The organism is Geminicoccaceae bacterium (assembly GCA_020638465.1).
In the GTDB taxonomy this organism is placed as follows: Bacteria; Pseudomonadota; Alphaproteobacteria; order Geminicoccales; family Geminicoccaceae; genus JAGREO01.
In genome coordinates, this window is the sequence record JACKIM010000001.1 from 1087128 (window position 1) to 1104410 (window position 17283).

Sequence of the window (17283 nt, forward strand, 5' to 3'; positions counted from 1 at the left end):
TCGCCCGCGGCCGGCACGATATCGGTGAGCCGGATCGATCCCGCCGCCCCGCCGACGCCGGAGACCGTATAGTCGCTGTCGAGGATCAGCTGCCGCTCGCTGCCGTCGCTTTCGAGGTAACGCACATGCAGCCACGCCCGATCGAAGATCCGCCACGGCACGGCAAACGAAACGACCTCCCCGTCGCCTTGATGGATCACGCCGGTAATCGTGCTCTCGATGGTCATTGATACGCCTCCGGGCGCCGTTGCAGGAACAGATGGCGCCAGAGCTCGCCTATGTCGTCGGGCTTCCAGTCGCCGGAAATGAGATCGAACAGCCCTTCGCCGGTGATGCGCATCTGGCCGGCTGGCAGTTTGAACGCCACGCCGATAGCCTCGGCGGCGGTCATGATTTCGCCGCGCGTCCAGCCGTCGAACTCGGCAACATTCCTGATGGTCTCGGCGATGGCTTCGACACCGCGGGCGCTGGCGCTCATCTCATAGCCGTAATCGGAGAAGATGCCCTGCGCCACGTCGCGCACGAAGACCAGCCCGAGCAGCGGATAGGGAATGGCATTCTTTGCCGCCCATTCGAGCCAGCCCTCGTCATCTTCCGGGCCACGACCGACCATGAGTTGGGCCACCAGCGAGGGCAGGATCCAGAGCGCCATCATGGAGCCGGCGAACTGCGGCCAGTCACGGGGATTCTTGAAATCCGTCTTCTTCATGGCCCGGCGGGTGAGGTTCCACGACACCGAGAAATAGGAATAGAACGGCGTGAAGAAACGCCATGTCTCGCCGCCGCGCTGGACCGCCGCCAGATCCTTGGCACCGCCAGCACTTTGCGACATCCGCACGATGGAATCGGCATAGGCCACGGCCCGCTCCTCGTCACCCTTGTGGTCCTTGAGGCCCTTCTCGTAGGCCGCCTGCCATGTGGGTACGGCGACCAGCATGTCGGCGACGCCGGTGAACCAGAAGAATGTGCGGCGCACGTCCGCGAGTGGATCGGTATCGGTCATCTTGCGCAGGGTGTCGGCCACGTCGCGGTCGAAGCTGGCCTGCCGGTGGCGCATGGCCTCGCTCTTGTCGAGAACGGCCCGAACCTTGCCGGCCATGCCGCGTGGATCGGCGGCAAAGGCTGCGAGCGTGCGGATCATCCGGCCCGTACCGAGCAGATGCGTCGATTGCAGGATGCCGAGCGGCTGCTGGATGGCCGTCGAGACCTTCCAGCCCATCGCATTGACCGCCATGCCTTCACGAAGATGGCCGAAAACCTTCTCGTAGATGTGCAACGGCGCACGCTCGGCATTGGCGACATGCCGCAGCCATGGCTGCAATTGCTGATACATCTCGCGGCCGGCCGTGGCCTCGATGGCCTCGCGCACATCCTTGTCGGAGATGATGCGCAGCACGTCGGAAACCGGCCGCCGGTGCGTCAGATCCTTGCTCACCTGGGCGATGTGCTGCGAGAGCACGCCAAGCTCGAGCTTGACCGGCAGGCCGCCGGAGTCGACGCGCTCGATGGTGTGGCCCTTCTTCGTCGCAGCACGGCCGGTCATCGAACCGAACGCCTCGGCCTCGGCCCGCGCCATCACCCGGTCATTCTGCTTCTCGTCATAGACCAGCGGATAATAGCCGCCGGCGAACGTACCGTGCGCGGTCTCGACCTTCGAGCGCTCGACCTTCTCGGGAACCGTGCCGGTGAGCTCCTTCTCCTGCGCTGCGATCTGTGGCCAAAGCTCCTCGATCATGTCCCAGATGGCTTGCACGGTCTGCCAGTCGCGGGCGTCCATGTGCTCGTCGAGCATTTGCCGCACCTGGTCCCGGCTCCAGCCATAGCCGCGCATGACGGCCTCGCGGTTACCCTCGTTCCCCCAGTTCAGCGCCAGCGAAAGGATGGTAGCCTTGTTCATCGGCCGCCCGCCGGCGGTGAACCGCCGTGCCGTCCATTTGAGGCGCTCGCGCTTGCTGTAAACCGAGAGGATTTCCCGCAGGCGCGTGGAAAGCTCGCGCTGCATGGTCATCTCGGCCGCCTCGGCATCGGCGATCGGCTTGAAGATCGCCTCCCAGACCGGCCCGCGATTGAAACCGTCGAGCTGCTCGGCGATGAACTCGACCTTGGTGTGAGCCGCATCGACATTCTTCGCGAACGTGCCGAACTTCTCGAACGCCGACGGCGCGAAGTTCGGCCCTTCCTCGTGCCAGTCGTTATGCTCGATCATCGATTCGATCATTCCGACCTTCACCTCCTCGAAGTCGCGCCTGTCCTTGCGGGCAAGCAGCTTGCCTTCGAGGTCGGCGAGGTGTTCGAGCTGGCGCACCGCGTCGGCGAAGCCGGTGAACTCCTCGACACTCATGGCCTTGTAGTGCTGGCGGAAGGCGTCGTTACGCAGGCGCTGCGGGATATCGAGCCTGAAGCCGAGGATCTCCTCCTGCTCGGTGATGTAGTCGGCGAGCGCCGCCCGTTTCTCCACGGCCTTCATGCTCACACCACGGCGAAGGTCGACGCGCTCGAGCAGGGCGTCGATCTGATCAAGGTGGTTGCCCTTGATCCGCTTGCGCGTGGCGGGCTTGCTGAATTTGCCGAAGCTGCGGACGGTGGCGTCGATCCTGTCGGCCTGCCGCGCCATCTCGCGCCATGTCTCGAAGTGCCAGAGCTGGCGCCGCTTGGCGTCGGTGGCCGCCTGCCAGTCGCCCTTGCCCACGGCGGCAAGCGCCTCGTTGGCGGCCTTCTGTGCTGCCCGCAGGTGATGCGCGGCGCGCGTCACCCGACCCACCGTGGCGCGCGCCACGAAGCGCTTCGCCGACGCGCGCACGATCCCGATGGGCGTCACCTCGTCCTTGCCGGCCTTCTTCGACAACGCTCGCAATTCGGTGGCGATGAAGGTAGCCCGTTCATCGTTGAAGGCGGATTTGCTGGCCTCGCGCTCGATCGTGCCGTCGTTCATCATGTCGCCGAACTCGGCATCGAGGCGGCGCTTCACCTCCGCCTCGATCACTTCGGAGCGCTTCGGTGCATCGAGGATGGCGCGCATCATGTCGTCGCCGGTGGCGTAGCCGAACAGCGGTGCGGCGTCGTCGGGATGGATGCCGGCGCTGGAGACGATGGGCGGTACGGCCTTCGCTGCGAGCCTCGCCACCATGTCGCGGCTGTGATCCTCCTCGACCGCCGCCCGCGACAGCCGGATGATGCGCACGCCGCCCTGGCCGTCATCGATCCCCTTGGACAGTCCGGCGATGGCCCGGTAGGCCGGCAGTTGATCGACCTCGGCGGCGATCCCGGCGCGAAGCGCATCGCGTCTCTCGCGGTATTCGGCACTTCGCGCCTGCTTCTCCTGGGCCATGGCCTTGGCGAGCAGCTCGCCCTTGGCCGCCCGCGTCGCCTTCTCGGCCTGTGCGAGATAGGCCGCGTGCTCCTCGGGCGTCATGCCGCTTTGCGCCTGATCGGAAAGCAGCGGCGCGAAATGGCTGGCCTGTTCGGCCGCCGTGATCTGCTCGTCGGTGGCGAGCATCCGGTCCATCACACCGCGCACATCGTCGTTCAATTCGACATCGAGCTTGGCGATGTGCCGGTAGATCCGCACCAGCCACGAGCGGAAGCGGTCGAAGGCGGATTGCAGCTCGATCGACGGCGCCTTGCCCTCGAACAGATACGCCTCGACACCGCGCGCGAACTGCTCGTGCTGCCCGCGCTCCCACTTGCCGCCCTTGTTGCCCACCCACTCGCGGATCGTCGCAAGGTCCGCCTTGAGCTGGTCGCTGGCTTCCGGCCGGTCGGCAAGCTTCGTCATGACTTCGAGGAACAGGTGGCCGCTCTCGTGCAGGACCGTGGAAAGGTCGGCCTTCTCGAACAGCCGGACGAGCGTCCTGCCCTCGGTGAAGGTGATCGAACCGCGCGGGTCACCTTTCTTGTCCTGCCCGTACCCCTGGAAGTACGGATTCCCGTCGTCATCCTTGACCCCGGCCAGCATCTCGCGGATGCTGATCGTGCCCGCTGACGGCGACAGGTTACGGCTTGCCGCGTTTCCAGCGGGCAGCTTCTTTTCAAGAGCCGCATCGTAGGCTTTGAAAACGTCGATCCCATCAATTGCGGCGGCTCCCGCCTCGTATTCCCGCACGGTCAGGCGTACGGTGTAGACCGCGCCGTCGGTCTCCAACGGTGCATAGAGCCGGTGAATGTTGACAATTTGACGGCCGCCCTTAGCCGCCGGTCGCGGCTCGGCCGGTATGGCATGGCGCAAAAGCTCCGGCAGGACGGCAAGCGCCTCGATCCGCTCGGGCATGGTGCGCGGCAAACTGTTCAAGTCGTCTGATCGCTTTTTGTCGCGCGTGGCCGCGTGACGAAGGTCGTTGCCCGAGACGGCGATCTCGAAGCCGGTCGCCTCGTTCACATAAGGCCCGCCGTCGATGATCTCCCGCCAACGCTCCGACTTGCGGAAAGCCTTGCGCGCCTGCCAGTAGTCCTGCCCGGCGTGGTCGCCCCTTGCCTTGGTGATCGGCACGGGCTGTTCCGGGTCGGTGCCTTTCGGCATCGGCTGGAACAGCGTTTCGCCAGCGCCGGCCGGTTCGGTGGCGTTGCGGATATCGGCGGCGGTGACGGTGGCGGGGTCGAGTTGCAGCTCGTCGAGGAACCCGCGCAGGGCGGTTTCGGGTGCGCTGGCGGCTTCCGGCGTCGAGGGCGGCGTGCTATCGGTCGCCGGCGAGGTGGGCAAACCCTCGGCACCCGACGCCCGTGCCTCCCTGCCGGCGTCGCTTCCTTCGCGCGCAGGGCGGACCCGGCCGAGCAGCTCGTCGAGATCGGCATCCGACAGGCCGCGCAATCCTTCGGGGAGTTCCCTGCGGATCGTGAGGCCAAGCGAGCGATACAGTTCGGCCGGGTCCAATCCTTCCCGCTGCGCCTGCGTTTCGATGAACGAGCCGAGCACGGCCGCCTCGGTGGCGGCCACGTCGGGCGTGCGGCCGGCCTCGACGAGCTGGCGGCGGATGTCGTCGGTGATCGTGCTCTCGGCCGCCGGCCCGGCGTCGCCTTTCTCGATGCCGGCGAGCAGGTCGCGGGTCTGCTGGTCGAGATTGGCGAACCAGAGTTGCGCCTCATGCCCGCTCATGTCCTCGGCCGACAGCCTGAGGTGGGGTGCGAGGCCCTTGTGGTAGGTCGAGCCCGCCAGCTTCTCGGCATAGGTCGCAAGCGGGATGACGAGGTCGCCGCCATTCTCGATCGCGGTCGCCATCTGGTCCTCGATGCCGAGCTGGCGGCCGACTTCCTGCGGATCGAGCCCGCCCTCCTGGAACAGCGTCATGAATGCGCCGCTGTCGACATGGACCGAGTCCGCACCGCCTTCCTTGAGAGAGTCCGCGACCATCTCCCGGTGTGCGTCTGGCGCCCGGCGCCGCAGGTTCGTCTGGCTGGCTGCCTCGCCATACTGCTCGAACTGGCGCTGCATCTGTGCCGCCCGGCGCGCCCGGCGCGCATCGATGGCGGCCGAAGGCAGGCCGGTGAGCACGGCGAGCGGGCCCACGCCTTTCAATGTGTCGATGAATGTCGAGGTGATGCGCCCGCCCGCTTCCTCGCCGCTGATCGTCTCGAAGCGGTCCTCGTCGGCGATTTTGGCGATTTCGCCGAAGAGGATCTGGGCTGCTTCCTGCGCGACTTCGGTCGACACCTCGCCCGCCGTGCCGACGGCGACGCGGCGGCCGTAATCCTTGAGCAGCGAGGCGACGCCCGGCCGCCTGAGTGCCTCGGCGACCAGCTTCCTCATGCCCGCTTTTGGCAGTTCGCGCAGGCCGGGAAGGACGCGGGAGAGCGAGCCGAGCCCGACAATCTCGAAGCCCGCCCCGAATACCCCGGTAGCCGCCGCCGCCAGTTTCGCCACGGTCGGGTCGATCCGCTCGCCCTTCATGTCGCGGAACTGCGCATATTCGAGAAAGGCCTGTCCGGTGATGACGCGATAGGACTTCATTGCCGCCATGGCCGTGCTGCCGGCGATCGCACCGGCCGTCGCCGTGACCGCCGCACCCGGTCCCGTCACCGCACCGACCGCCGCACCGGCCGCACCGCCGGCCAGCGCGCCCTTGACGCCCTCGCCAAGCGTCGGCGTCATCGAACCGAGCACCTGCCCGATATTGCCGGCGATGCCCTGCGCATCCGGCGCGTCGAGCTGCGCCACCTGCAAGTCCTGGAACAGCCGCAGCTCCGCGCCTTGCAGCTTCTCGCCGGTGGCCACCCGGTAGGCCAGCTCGCCCAGCGTGTCGGCGTCGACGCCGGCGGCGAACTGTGTGCCGAAATCGTCGCTCAACCGGGTGAGCCACCACGACTCCTCGGCGAGTGCCTCGACCTCCTTGCCGGACAGCTCCGCGTTGCGGTCCTTCGTCAGCCACTTCGCGAAGCCCGGCGCGTCCGCCTCGATGCGGCGCGGCTCCCATTGCGGCTTCGGGGTATCGAACATTTCGAGGGTGCGGGCCTGCTGGATCGGTGGCGGACGAAGCCGCGCGTTGTGCTTTTCCCGCTCCTCGATGCGCTCGAGGTTGCGGTCGCTGAACGCATACGGCACGCCCATGCGCGCCGAGATATCGCTCACCCGTGCGGCGCGCTCCTCGTCGCTGCCGCGCGCCCGCTGGAAGGCCGCATCGAGGTTTTCCGCCGCCATCTGCCTCGCAAGGGCGTTCCAGTCGGGGCTTTGCGGTGCTTCAGGCGGCGTGCCGGCCGCCAGCGAGAGTGGGCTGCTCTGCATGTCCTGCGCGATTGCGAGCCAGTCCGTCATGCGGCCTTTTCCACAGTTCGATGTATGTTCGGGCTTGTGCCAAAAGTGCCAAAACCCGAGCTGTCATGCCTCATCGCGCCCGCCTTCCGGCCTCGATCATCCGCTTGAAGTTGGCCTCGGTGAGCGGCTGGCCGGTCATGATGAGCGCGTCACGAATGGCGGCGATATCGTCCGCCGGCAGGCCGAAGGTCTTCGCGAGCGCGCCGATATGTGCGGCCGTCTCGGCCGGTGTCAGGAAAGCCGGCGTGCCCTCGGTATCCATGAACCGGCCGGGCTCGGTCACGACTTCCACGGTCATGCTGTCGAGGATGTTCTGCCGTTCGGACCATGACAGCTCGCGCTTGAGCTGCTTTTGCTGGCGATCGATTTCCCGGCGGATCCCGGCCTGGAGTCTGCCCTTGTCGGCGTCCTTGAGCTCGAGCGTGGTGACGGTCGTTGCGATCTGCTGCGCCAGCGTGCCCGGCTCGTCGGGCGCGTCGGTCTCGCGGCCGTCGCGGATGCCCTGTTGCCGGGCCTGCAACTGCTTGAATTCGGTATCGGCCAAGAGCGGCCGGTAGTTCATGAGGTTGACGCGCTCGAGGTCGGCGAGGCTCTTGCCCATCAGCTCGTGGTAGGTCTGCCAGTCGGTCTCGGGCTTCTTTCCGTCGGCGCGGATGCGGTCATATTGTTCGATGGCATGGCGGCTGTCGGCCGATAACCCGGCAAGCACCGGCTCGGGGAGATCGTCGAGGCTGCCGCCGTCGTTGACGATGTCCCACGCCGAGCGGGACGCCTGTTCCTCCGCGTCGCGGCGCGCCGCCTCGCGTTCGGAATAGCGCAGCTTGATCTGCTCGACGGCCGACTCGCGCCTGGACTGGTCGCCGATCGAGCTGCGCGCCTCGGCCAGCATGTCGCCGAGACTGGCGCCGGGTGTGTAGATCAGGTCGCCCGCATCACGGCCCGACCTGATCCGGGCCTTTTCGACGCGGGCCTCGTCCTCGCGGCGGCGGCTTTCAACTTCCGCGTCGGCGGAGTTGGCGAGGCTGTGACGCATCGCCGGCGAGAGGTAGCGCGTCCATGCCTCATCGCCCATCAGCTCGCCACGGATGCGGCCGGGCTCGCGCTCGACCATGGCGCGGGCATAGGATTCGGCCAGCACGGCGCGCTGCTCCTCGAGCACCGGCGCTGTCGCCTGTCCAAGGCCCATGCCGGCAACGCCCTCGGTAAGCGCGCCCATGGCATCCTCGAAGCTCGACGGATCGGCGAACACCTTGGCCGACAGGCCGGCGGTGAGCTGGTCGACGCCGTGCCGCTGCTGTTTGGCCCGGCTGTCCGCCTCGAAGTCGAGGCCGCGCCGCGCCTGCGAGATGCGTTCGGTCTGCAGCCGCGCGCTCAGGAATTGCCGCGCCTTCTCGCTCGGCGCCCTGGCGAGCAGCTCGGCCGCCTGCTCGTCGAAGGATTTCAGCCGGGCATCGGTATAGCCGACCGCACCGGGAGCGGCGTTTTGCCGGGCTTCGGCCTCGAGGTCCGCATCGGCGATGAGCAGGTTGCCATAGCCCTCATTGGCCCAGGCCTGGTTGGCCCGGTCCTCGGCCTCCTCCTGCCTGCGCTTCTGTTCGAGCGCGACGCGATGCATTTCGTCGCCGGCGGTCTGCACGGCGGCGCCGAGCGCGTCGAGGCCGGTGGCGGCGGCCTTCGGCCCCCGGATGTCGACCGGGCCGGCGGCGGATTGCTGGCGCTGGTAGACCGGGATCTTCAGGCTCATGGTGCGGCCGCCCCGCTGCCGGAGGTCCAGGTCTTCGTGGCGGGTGTCGTTCCGCCCGTCGTTCCGCCGATGCCGGAGGCGAGCCGGCCGCCGGCCTGGCCGATGCCGCCGATGAGCGCGGCCACGGCCCTGGTGCGGCCGGCGCGCCGGGCGTTGATGCCGTCGAGTTCGGCATTGTCGGCGCCGAGTTCGAGGGCGCGGCTGTCGAGCTGGCCGGCATAGCGGATATTGAGCGCGTCCAGCTCGCCATGGCGCACCGTCTGTTCGAGCAGGTCGAGTGCGGAACCCGCAAGGGCGAAGCCGCTTTCCGCCTCGGCGGCGCGCTGCATGCCGATCCGCTGGCGCATCTCGCTGCGGTGCTTCTCCTCGTCGGCGCTGGCCTGCCGGCGCCTGAGCGCCGCATTCTGGCGCTGGACCGTGGCCTGCCAGTCGGCCGCGTCCTTCGCGGCGTTGCCCTCCTGGAGGGCGCCCCAGGCCTGGATGCCCGCACCGGCGGCCATCAGGGCCGTTGCCGCGATCATGCCCATGACTGTTTCCCGTTGTTCTGAAGGATGCCGGCGCCGTACCGCGCATAGAGCGCGTGCGGCCGGTCGCCGAGCCACATGGTCACGAAGTCCAGGTCACGCCTGAAGCCGAGCATCCGCGCCCAGCGGTGCCCTTCGGCGTGGCCGGTCTCGACGGCGCACTCGATCCGTTCGACCGGCAGGCGGCCGAAGAAGGCGCGGGACCGGCGGGTGATCTCCAGCATGTGCGGCCCGGCGGCCTCGCTGATGAGCGACCAGGCCAGTGCCGCACCCTCCATGAAGGGCACCGCCCCGCCGATGAAGACGACATCGCGCTCATGTAGCGAAGCGGTAGCGCTGGAAGCGTCGCCGTCCGGCCGGGCGAAGGTGAAGCACGGGCCGGCGGTGGCCAGCTCGTCGGCGTACCAGGGATCGAACGAAGGCGTCATCCACGCCTGCGCCGGCTGCACCTCGATGGCGGACAGATCGGCCGGAACGAAGCGGCGGAACTCAAGTGTCATTGACCTGGACCCTCGGCACGAGTGTCACCAGCGTGGCCGGCAGGACGCCTGTTGCCAGCACATGGATGCGCTGTTCGCGCGCCCATCCGCCGGGCCATGCGGCGATCTCGCGGTCGCCGGTCATGAGCGGTTCGGGCGTGTCATACGGTGTGGCGGTCGAACGGCGGTCGAGCCGGGCCATGCGCGCCCATGACGAGCCGACGGCAAGCCCGGCGGTCTCCAGCAGGCGCACGGTGCAGCCATTGATGCGGATGCGCTGGCCCTGGGCGGTGCCGATCTGCGCACCGGCCTCGATGCGCATGGAGCGCCAGCGCGAGTGGTAGGCGAGGCCCACCGAGACCAGCGAGGCCGGCCGGTCGAGTTCGATCGAGCCGCCTTCGACGATCCGGGGCGGATGCTCCGCGCCGTCGGCGAGGATGGCCACGGTCTCGCCCTCGAGATGGTCGAGGCCGGAGAGACTTGCGGTCGGCGGCCCGTCATAGGTGAGCCCGGCATCGACAAGAAAGGCGCGGCGGCGATCCTCGCCTGGCCGGTGCGGCCGTTCGAGCCGCTCCATGCTGTGCCGTGTGCGGCCGGCGATGCTGCGCGAGACGGCAAGCCAGACCTCGTCGCCGGAGCCGTCGGCGCGGGGGATCGTCTGCACGTCATGCACCTTCGCATCCGTGCCGGCGATGGCATGGCGGTGCCAGCCGATCACCTCCTGCCGGCGGTCATAGGTGAGTGCGGCGAGCGTGCCGTCGGCCATGACGCACCAGAGCACCGCGTCGGGCGAGCCCTGCCATGCCATGGCGGTGATGCCGGCGGTGGTGACATGATCGGCGAGCTGGGTGAGGTCCTCCGCGGCGATCCGGTCGAGTTCGAGGCGGTAGTCGAGTTCGAGCAGCCGCCTTCCGGCCCGCTGGACGAACAGTGCCCGGTCCTGGGCGATCACCGGCTTGACGCCGCGCCCGCCATTGCCGGTCTGGTCGAGCGCCACCCGGTTGCCCGGCCCGAAGGGCTCGTTCTCGCTGGCCGGCTGGATGACGATCTCGCCGCTGTCGGTGCCCACCAGCAGCCGGGTCTGCGGCACCAGCCACTTGATGCGCGCCACCTGGTCGCCTTCCAGCGTCAGGCTGATGCCGTCATCGGCGAGCACATCGCCGTCGGTGCGGTCCGAGAAGGACGAAAAATCGCCGGCGCGCGAGAACCAGAGATCGCGACCGCGGGCGAACACCAGCCGCTCGCGCCAGATCGCACACTTGTCGGGATAGCCGTCGACCGCGTTCCAGGCGCCGAGTTCCCAATGGTCGGAAGCCTTGCCGCTGTCGGAAAGGCTCGACGGCAGTTCGCACGGCCGGCCGTCGGGCATGGCGGTGATGACCTCGCCGGTGATCTTCTGGCTGTTCACCACCTCGGTGATGCGGATGATGCCGAAGCCGCCATGGATATACTGCCAGAGCACGCCGGCCTTGCCGTCGCGCCTGATGCCCTCGTCATGGGTCGGCTTGATCGAGCCGGACGTTGCCGCGTTGGTGGCCCGGTAGTACTTGCCGTCGCTCTCCACCTCGTTGCCGGCGGCATAGCTCTTGCCGGCCTCCCATGGCGTCGAGTAATCGCCGGCCTGCCGGTGCCAGAGGCGGAACAGGCAGCCGACATGGTCGGGCCTGAAGGGCGGGTCGATCAGGCTCGCCCATGCCTCCACCGTGACCACCGGGCCGGTGGTGGTGGTGTTCGATCCGGCGGCGGTCACGTAAAAGGCGCGCTGCGGATCGAGATTGCGGTCCCGGAACGGCCCGTCGACCGGCGCGAACGGCACCAGGTCCCAGACGGTCGCACCCCGCCGCCGGAGCTGCTGCACCGGATGGCGGCCGCTGGCGAGATAGAGGATGTCGCCGGCCTGCACGCTGTCGATGGCAAGCTCGCCGTCATGGCCGACCAGGTCATCCGCACCGAACGGTGTGGGCACCTCGACCGGCGTCTCGCTGTCGGCGACAAGCTGGCCGCCATCGGTCCACAGGCGGATATAGCCCGGCCCGATCTCGACGATATAGGCCTCGGTGGTGTTGAAGACGAAGCGCAGGAAGCGGGCGGTGCAGCCGCGCAGGGCCGCCAGCGCTTCCGGGGTGAAGGCGGCGCCGGAGAAATCCTTCAATCCGCCCATGTGGCGGGTGCCGGCCCGGCGCACCAGCGGCCCCTCGACGGTGGGAAGGAAGTTGAACACCTCCGCCCCGCCGCGCTTGTACTGGTCGAGATCGGCCCGGCCTTCGAGCAGCGGCCCGAGTTCGCCGGCGTTGAAGGCGGCAAGGAGCGGGTTGGCCTTGGCCATGGTTCAATCCGCCGTGAGCGCGCGATGGCCGCGCACTTCCCAGCCGCCGCCCTCGCGGCGCCGTGGCTCGTGAAAGTAAGTGCCGTATCCGAAGGGGGGCCAGGCCCGGTAGATCTTCTCGACGGCCCGGTCGAGGTCGCGCCTGTAGTGGGCCTCGATGTGCAGGGTGAGTGCCCGCGAGCCGCGCCCGGTGCGGGCCTCGCTGTATTTCACATAGCGGCGCTCGGGCTTCATGATCTGGCTCCGATCCAGCCGCGTGTCTCGACCAGCGGCTGCGGCGGGCGGTGGAAGGAGGAGAGCCGCCGGGCCTCGGCCAGTGCGCGGTCGTGCATGGCCTCGAGCTGCTGCAGCCTGCTGGTGCTGCCGGTGACGGCGTCGCAGAGTTCCATGGCCAGCCGGCAGGACACCGCCTCGACAAAGGCCGGCGGGAACAGGGTGGGATCGGTGATCCGGCGGACATGGAGCAGGGGCAGGCCCGGATCGGCGTTGGTGAGCAGCCGCTTGCCCTCGATCGTCCAGGCGATCGAGGCATGATCGCAGGCCGTCTCGCCCACCATCACCAGCCGCAGAAAATCGGACGGAAGCTGCAGGGCGCGGGCGAAGCCGAAGGCGGGTGCGGTGTCGACGGTGGAAAGCGTCGTGCGGGCCAGCGCGAAGGACCAGGGATGCGCCTGCAGTTCGGCATCGCGGACGGTGGGCCATGCAGCGGAGGCGAGGCGGGCCTCCTCGGTGTCCTCGTCCAGCTCCTCGATGCGCCCGGCGGAGAGTTTGAGCAGCGCGCGGTTGACGATCTCGACGGTCGACGCCATGGCCCGGACCCCCTGCTGGAAGAAGGAATCCGGCCCCGCTCAGGTCGTAAAGCGGTAGCGGGGCCGGAACAGAAGGTCAGTCGGAGGTGTAGCGGAGGACCACCGAGATATCCCCGGCGGCGGTGCCGGCGGTATTCGCCGTCAGCCCGAGACAGAACCACTTCTGCGGATCGGCGGTGAGGCCCGCATCCTGCCAGACGGCGTTCTGGACGTTGGCGATGTCGCGGGCCTCGAACGCCACGTCGAGCGGGGCGTTGCGCGCGCTGCTCATGTCGACGCCGGAAGCATAGGCGTCGGCGTCAACCACGGTCCCGGCGATCTCATGGAGCCCGACGTCATAGTCGGTGCCGCCGGTGATCGCGTCATTGAGGATCGCGATTGAATCGATGCACCAGCTCGAATGCACCGGGGCGACGAGAAACACGTCGCCGTCATTGTCGGTGGCGGCGATCGCCACCGACTGCTTGACCACGCGGCTACGCGATTGATGCACCCTGGGATCGTTCGGCGTGTTGCTGGCGAAGTTCGCCGCCAGCGTTGCCTTGTTCACTGCCATGATGGCTGCTCCTTCTCAAAGGGCGGGGTTACGCCGCCTCGCTGCATTCGATGCGGATCACCTTGGCCTCTTCGGTGCGGGTCGCGCCGAAGGTGCCCTTGCAGAGAACCTGCGTGGCGTTGCCCTTGTCCGGGCGGCGGTCGATCGAGGTGGAGATGTCGTTCCAGATGCCAAGGTGCATCCCGCTCTTCGCCCAGGCGGCGCAGTGGCGGTTGTCGCCCACCTTGTCCAGGCGCTGGCTGTGAATGAACCTGAAGCCGTAGAGCATCGGGATCTTGCCGGTGATGACCGGCTTGCCGTCGACATAATCGACCGACAGCGTCTGCGTCTCGCCGAACAGCTCCATGATCTGCTTCGCACCGGCGGCAATGAACAGCTCGTCGCTGTCCACATCCACCTCGGCTTCGAGGAGCATCTGCAGTGCCTTGCGGATCTTGCCGTGGTTCATCTGGCCGTTGCCGCCCTCGGTGCTCTCGACGGTCTTCGCGGTGTTCCAGGCGGTGACGGTGGAACCGTTCTCGCCGGTCTTGGCGGCGTCGAACAGGGCCTCGATGATGACGTCATCCATGGCCCGGCCGAGCGACAGGGCGCCATTCTGCGCATAGGGGCTCTGCGGGTCGATCAGCGTCCTGAGCTTGTCCTCGTCGTCGATGAGGTCGCCCCACTCGAAATCGGTCGGAAAGACCCAGCGGGCATCGGCGGGCGTGCTGATCAGCGGCGTGTCGGCGTGGCGCGTGGTGCGCTTGCGGGCGACCACCGGGCCGACCTGCTCGACGGCCTTGGCCGCCTTGCCGGAATAGCTGCCGGCCATGACGCACGGGCGCAGCTTGGAGCCCTTCTGCTGGAGCAGAAGCTGGACGTTGGTGCTGTAGGTCTGATGAAAATGAGTCGGGATCTCGAAGCTCACCGGCTTGTCCCCTGAACTTTTGAAGTTTCAGGGGCTGCCCGGACCACCCGGACCCCGTAACGGCCTGTCGCTGCCGTCACGCGGCGGTCTGTTTCCCGCCGTCACGGACCCGCATCACAAGGCGATGGGGCTACCCGCGAGAGAGTTCGCGTATCATAGTTCAACTATTAGTAGAGATACAAGCCGCAACACACTATCATCGCTGGACTTTCAGACGCTCGAGCGGAGCCGCCATGGCGTTCCAGAAGGGCCGGTCCGGCAATCCCGGCGGCCGACCCCGCATCGCCGGTGCCATCCGCGAGCTTGCGCAGCAGCATTCGGAGACGGCGCTCATGCGGCTCGTCGAACTGATGGACGATCCCGACCCGAAGGTGGCGATTGCCGCCGCCAACGCGGTGCTCGATCGCGCGATCGGCCGGCCCTCCGGCTCGATCCGCCTTGACGAGGGCGACGAGAACCACGGCCCCCTGGTCATCATCACCGGCATCGTCCGCGACGGCGACGAGGACAATGCGAAGCTGCTGGAGCTGCGCGCCGATCCGGTGGCGGAGCATTGAGGCCGCAGGACGCCCTCGACTGCCTGGTCCGTCCCGGCCTGCGGCTGATGGGCGAGCCCTTCGACACGCCCGCCGCCGCCTTCCTGCTGCTGGTGATCGGCCTGTATGAGAGCGGGTTCCGCCGGCGGTACCAGCTGGACGGCCCGGCGCGCGGTTTCTGGCAGTTTGAGCCAGTCGCGGTGGTCGAGGCGGTCCGGCATGAGCCGGTCAGGCGTACCCTGCGCGGCCTGGTGCTGCCCGACGAACCGGCGCGGCTCTGGGCGGTCCTGCCGGCGCTCGATCTCGGTGCGGTGGTGCTCGCACGCGGCCTGCTCTGGTCGCACCCCGAACCGCTACCATCCATGGACGCCAGCACCCAGGATCTGCACCGCTACTACTGCGAGGCATGGCGCCCCGGAAAGGCGCCGTATGGCCGCTTCGTCGGCTCGGTCGCCAGCGCCATCATCGCCCTCCATGACAGCGGAGACCCCGGCCTTGCGGACGTTTGACATTGTCGTCGTCGACGGCGGCATCCCCTCGATCGCGCTGGCCATGGCCATGGCCCTGGGGGTGATCGGCCCGCAGCCGGTGGCGGCCGTTGCCGTGGGGTTCGATGACACCGGATTGCGCGAATGGCTGGCCCATCGTCTGCCCTTTCCCCTGTGGCTTGCGGAAAGCCCGCCGCCCGGCCGGGTTCCGCCCGGCTTCGATGCGGTGGGCCTGACGATCCGCCGGCGGATGCTCGGGCTGGGCGCCGGCCAGCGCACGCCGCGCGACGTGCACGCCCGCATCTTCCTTGCCCGCTGCGAGGACGATCCCGGACCCGCCCCGAAGCCGCCGGCCCGCTGGCAGGGCTTCCACTTCCCGCTGCGTGATCGCGGATGGTGGCGCAGCCGCTGCAGAGGCTTCCTCGAAGGCTGCGCTCCCGACCGCTTCCCGGAGGACGGATCATGGCGTTGATGGACCCGAAGGCATGGAAGGCGGAATGGCTGTCGCGGATCAACACCGCCGCACTCGGCCGCCGGCTGTTGCCGCGCTTCGACCGGGCAAGCTCGGATGGCTGCACCTGTGTGGCCGACTTCGCCCGGCCGGCCTGCGAGATCCACGACGAGCTGTACTGGTACGCGCTCGACGAAGGCGACCGGTTCTTCGCCGATTCGATGTTCCGGGTGATGATCCTCGATTATGGCCGCCGCTGCCGGCCTGCATGGGAGCGGCCGTTCTGGTTCGCCGCCGGCCATGTCCGCTATGCCGGTGTCCGGTTGTTCGGCCGGTTCTTCTGGCGGGCGAAATATCATGTCGAGCCGGCGTTCGGCTCGCGGATTTCCGGCGACTGAAGGCGTGGGTTCGGCACGCGAGATCGATCTGGGCTACCGGCCCCGGCCGCTGCAGCTCGAAGCGCACCGCAAGAGCCGGCGCTTTACCGTGCTGGTGGCGCACCGGCGCTTCGGCAAGACGGTCTATGGCGTCATGGACGGGCTCGACCGGCTGCTGCGCTGCACCCTGCCATCGCCACGTGTCGCCTACGCCGCACCCTTCCGCAATCAGGCCAAGCGCATTGCCTGGATGTATCTCAAGAGCTTCACCAGGGGCATTCCGGGGGTGAGGGTCGACGGCGCGGAGCTGTCGGTGACGCTTCCGGGCGACCGCCAGTTCATCATTCTCGGCGGCGAGAACCCCGACGCCATCCGCGGCGTCTATTTCGATCACATCATTCTCGACGAGTTCGCGCAGATGCGCCCCGAGCTGCTGCCCGAGGTGGTGCTGCCGGCACTCACCGACCGGCGCGGCTCGCTGCTGATCCCCGGCACGCCCAAGGGCACCAACGAGTTTCACCGCTGGGCCATGCTGGGCCTTGCCGGCGAGGACCCCGACCTGACCACACTGGTCTATCCGGCGAGCAAGACCGGGCTCGTGCCCGAGGCGGACCTCTCCCGTCTGCGCTCGCTGATGGGCGAGGCGGAATACGAGCAGGAGTTCGAATGCTCGTTCCTGGCCGCGATTGCCGGCGCCTATTACGCCGGCGAGCTGGACCGGGCGATGGCCGGCGGGCGTATCACCGAGGTGCCTTACGATCCGGCGCACGAGGTGTTCACGGCCTGGGATCTGGGCCTCGATGACGCCACCGCGATCTGGTTCTTCCAGACGATCGGCTACCAGCTGCGGTTCATCGACTATCTCGAAAACTCCGATGTCGGGCTCGACTGGTACGCCGCGGCACTGAAGGCAAAGCCCTACGCCTATGGCCGCCATTACCTGCCGCACGATGTGGAGGTGCGGGAGATCGGCAACGGTGCCCGCTCGCGCCTCGACAGCCTGCTGGGGCTGGGCGTGAAGCCGGTCGAGGTGGTGCCCGCCGCCCCGCTGGAAGACGGAATCAACGCCGCCCGCAACCTGCTCGCCCGCTCGGCCTTCGATGCCGGCAAGTGCGAGCGCGGGCTGGAGGCCCTTCGCCATTACCGCCGCGAGTGGAACGGCAAGCTGCGCGTGTGGAAGGCGCGGCCGGTGCATGACTGGTCGAGCCATGCCGCCGACGCCTTCCGCATGGCCGCCCTCGGCCTGCCGCGTTCCGCCACATCCCGCCGGCGCGCGAGTGCCATGACCGCCGTTACCGACTACCGGCGCATGTAGACGCACCCGAAACCTCACAAAGGAGCCCG

14 protein-coding genes are annotated in these 17283 nt (G+C 68.1%); 5 read left to right on the forward strand and 9 right to left on the reverse strand.

Annotated elements, in window-relative coordinates; translation table 11 throughout:
- Positions 1 to 223: 223 nt before the first annotated feature.
- The 9 genes from H6851_05135 to H6851_05175 form a co-directional block, all read right to left on the reverse strand.
- Entirely contained in the window at positions 224 to 6742 is a 6519-nt protein-coding gene (locus H6851_05135) for a hypothetical protein (protein MCB9942989.1), read from the reverse strand.
- Between the two features lie 70 nt (positions 6743 to 6812).
- Positions 6813 to 8486 carry a hypothetical protein gene (locus H6851_05140; GenBank protein ID MCB9942990.1) on the reverse strand — a complete coding sequence of 558 codons (1674 nt, stop codon included), beginning with the start codon at positions 8484 to 8486 and terminating at the stop codon, positions 6813 to 6815.
- Positions 8483 to 9013 (reverse strand): hypothetical protein, encoded by a 531-nt coding sequence (locus H6851_05145; GenBank protein MCB9942991.1) that lies wholly within the window; start codon positions 9011 to 9013, stop codon positions 8483 to 8485. The genes H6851_05140 and H6851_05145 overlap by 4 nt, the downstream gene beginning before the upstream one ends.
- Positions 9004 to 9510 carry a hypothetical protein gene (locus tag H6851_05150; GenBank protein MCB9942992.1) on the reverse strand — a complete coding sequence of 169 codons (507 nt, stop codon included), beginning with the start codon at positions 9508 to 9510 and terminating at the stop codon, positions 9004 to 9006. The genes H6851_05145 and H6851_05150 overlap by 10 nt, the downstream gene beginning before the upstream one ends.
- Positions 9500 to 11815, reverse strand: coding sequence for a hypothetical protein (locus H6851_05155; GenBank protein ID MCB9942993.1), 2316 nt, complete (start codon positions 11813 to 11815; stop codon positions 9500 to 9502). The genes H6851_05150 and H6851_05155 overlap by 11 nt, the downstream gene beginning before the upstream one ends.
- A gap of 3 nt (positions 11816 to 11818) precedes the next feature.
- Positions 11819 to 12028 (reverse strand): hypothetical protein, encoded by a 210-nt coding sequence (locus H6851_05160; GenBank protein MCB9942994.1) that lies wholly within the window; start codon positions 12026 to 12028, stop codon positions 11819 to 11821.
- A 17-nt stretch (positions 12029 to 12045) separates the two neighbouring features.
- Complete coding sequence (locus tag H6851_05165; protein ID MCB9942995.1) at positions 12046 to 12624, reverse strand: hypothetical protein; 579 nt, start codon at positions 12622 to 12624, stop codon at positions 12046 to 12048.
- A gap of 76 nt (positions 12625 to 12700) precedes the next feature.
- A complete protein-coding gene (locus H6851_05170) occupies positions 12701 to 13180 on the reverse strand; it encodes a hypothetical protein (GenBank protein MCB9942996.1) in 480 nt (159 codons plus the stop codon).
- A 28-nt stretch (positions 13181 to 13208) separates the two neighbouring features.
- Positions 13209 to 14087, reverse strand: coding sequence for a hypothetical protein (locus H6851_05175; GenBank protein MCB9942997.1), 879 nt, complete (start codon positions 14085 to 14087; stop codon positions 13209 to 13211).
- A 233-nt stretch (positions 14088 to 14320) separates the two neighbouring features.
- Between H6851_05175 and H6851_05180 the strand changes: the two genes are divergently transcribed.
- The 5 genes from H6851_05180 to H6851_05200 are packed head-to-tail and all read left to right on the forward strand — an operon-like array spanning position 14321 to position 17254.
- Positions 14321 to 14644 carry a HEAT repeat domain-containing protein gene (locus H6851_05180; protein ID MCB9942998.1) on the forward strand — a complete coding sequence of 108 codons (324 nt, stop codon included), beginning with the start codon at positions 14321 to 14323 and terminating at the stop codon, positions 14642 to 14644.
- Positions 14641 to 15132, forward strand: a complete 492-nt coding sequence (locus H6851_05185) for a hypothetical protein (protein ID MCB9942999.1) — start codon at positions 14641 to 14643, stop codon at positions 15130 to 15132. The genes H6851_05180 and H6851_05185 overlap by 4 nt, the downstream gene beginning before the upstream one ends.
- Complete coding sequence (locus H6851_05190; protein ID MCB9943000.1) at positions 15119 to 15583, forward strand: hypothetical protein; 465 nt, start codon at positions 15119 to 15121, stop codon at positions 15581 to 15583. Before H6851_05185 ends, H6851_05190 begins: the two co-directional genes overlap by 14 nt.
- Positions 15574 to 15960 carry a hypothetical protein gene (locus H6851_05195; GenBank protein ID MCB9943001.1) on the forward strand — a complete coding sequence of 129 codons (387 nt, stop codon included), beginning with the start codon at positions 15574 to 15576 and terminating at the stop codon, positions 15958 to 15960. Before H6851_05190 ends, H6851_05195 begins: the two co-directional genes overlap by 10 nt.
- On the forward strand, positions 15920 to 17254 hold the full coding sequence (locus H6851_05200) for a hypothetical protein (protein ID MCB9943002.1): 1335 nt from the start codon (positions 15920 to 15922) through the stop codon (positions 17252 to 17254). The genes H6851_05195 and H6851_05200 overlap by 41 nt, the downstream gene beginning before the upstream one ends.
- The last annotated feature ends 29 nt before the right edge of the window (positions 17255 to 17283 follow it).

Coding starts and splice junctions, on each gene's coding strand:
- H6851_05135 (MCB9942989.1), bottom strand. CDS start 6,742: ATGACGGACTGGCTCGCAATCGCGCAGGACATGCAGAGCAGCCCACTC.
- H6851_05140 (MCB9942990.1), bottom strand. CDS start 8,486: ATGAGCCTGAAGATCCCGGTCTACCAGCGCCAGCAATCCGCCGCCGGC.
- H6851_05145 (MCB9942991.1), bottom strand. CDS start 9,013: ATGGGCATGATCGCGGCAACGGCCCTGATGGCCGCCGGTGCGGGCATC.
- H6851_05150 (MCB9942992.1), bottom strand. CDS start 9,510: ATGACACTTGAGTTCCGCCGCTTCGTTCCGGCCGATCTGTCCGCCATC.
- H6851_05155 (MCB9942993.1), bottom strand. CDS start 11,815: ATGGCCAAGGCCAACCCGCTCCTTGCCGCCTTCAACGCCGGCGAACTC.
- H6851_05165 (MCB9942995.1), bottom strand. CDS start 12,624: ATGGCGTCGACCGTCGAGATCGTCAACCGCGCGCTGCTCAAACTCTCC.
- H6851_05170 (MCB9942996.1), bottom strand. CDS start 13,180: ATGGCAGTGAACAAGGCAACGCTGGCGGCGAACTTCGCCAGCAACACG.
- H6851_05180 (MCB9942998.1), top strand. CDS start 14,321: ATGGCGTTCCAGAAGGGCCGGTCCGGCAATCCCGGCGGCCGACCCCGC.
- H6851_05195 (MCB9943001.1), top strand. CDS start 15,574: ATGGCGTTGATGGACCCGAAGGCATGGAAGGCGGAATGGCTGTCGCGG.
- H6851_05200 (MCB9943002.1), top strand. CDS start 15,920: ATGTCGAGCCGGCGTTCGGCTCGCGGATTTCCGGCGACTGAAGGCGTG.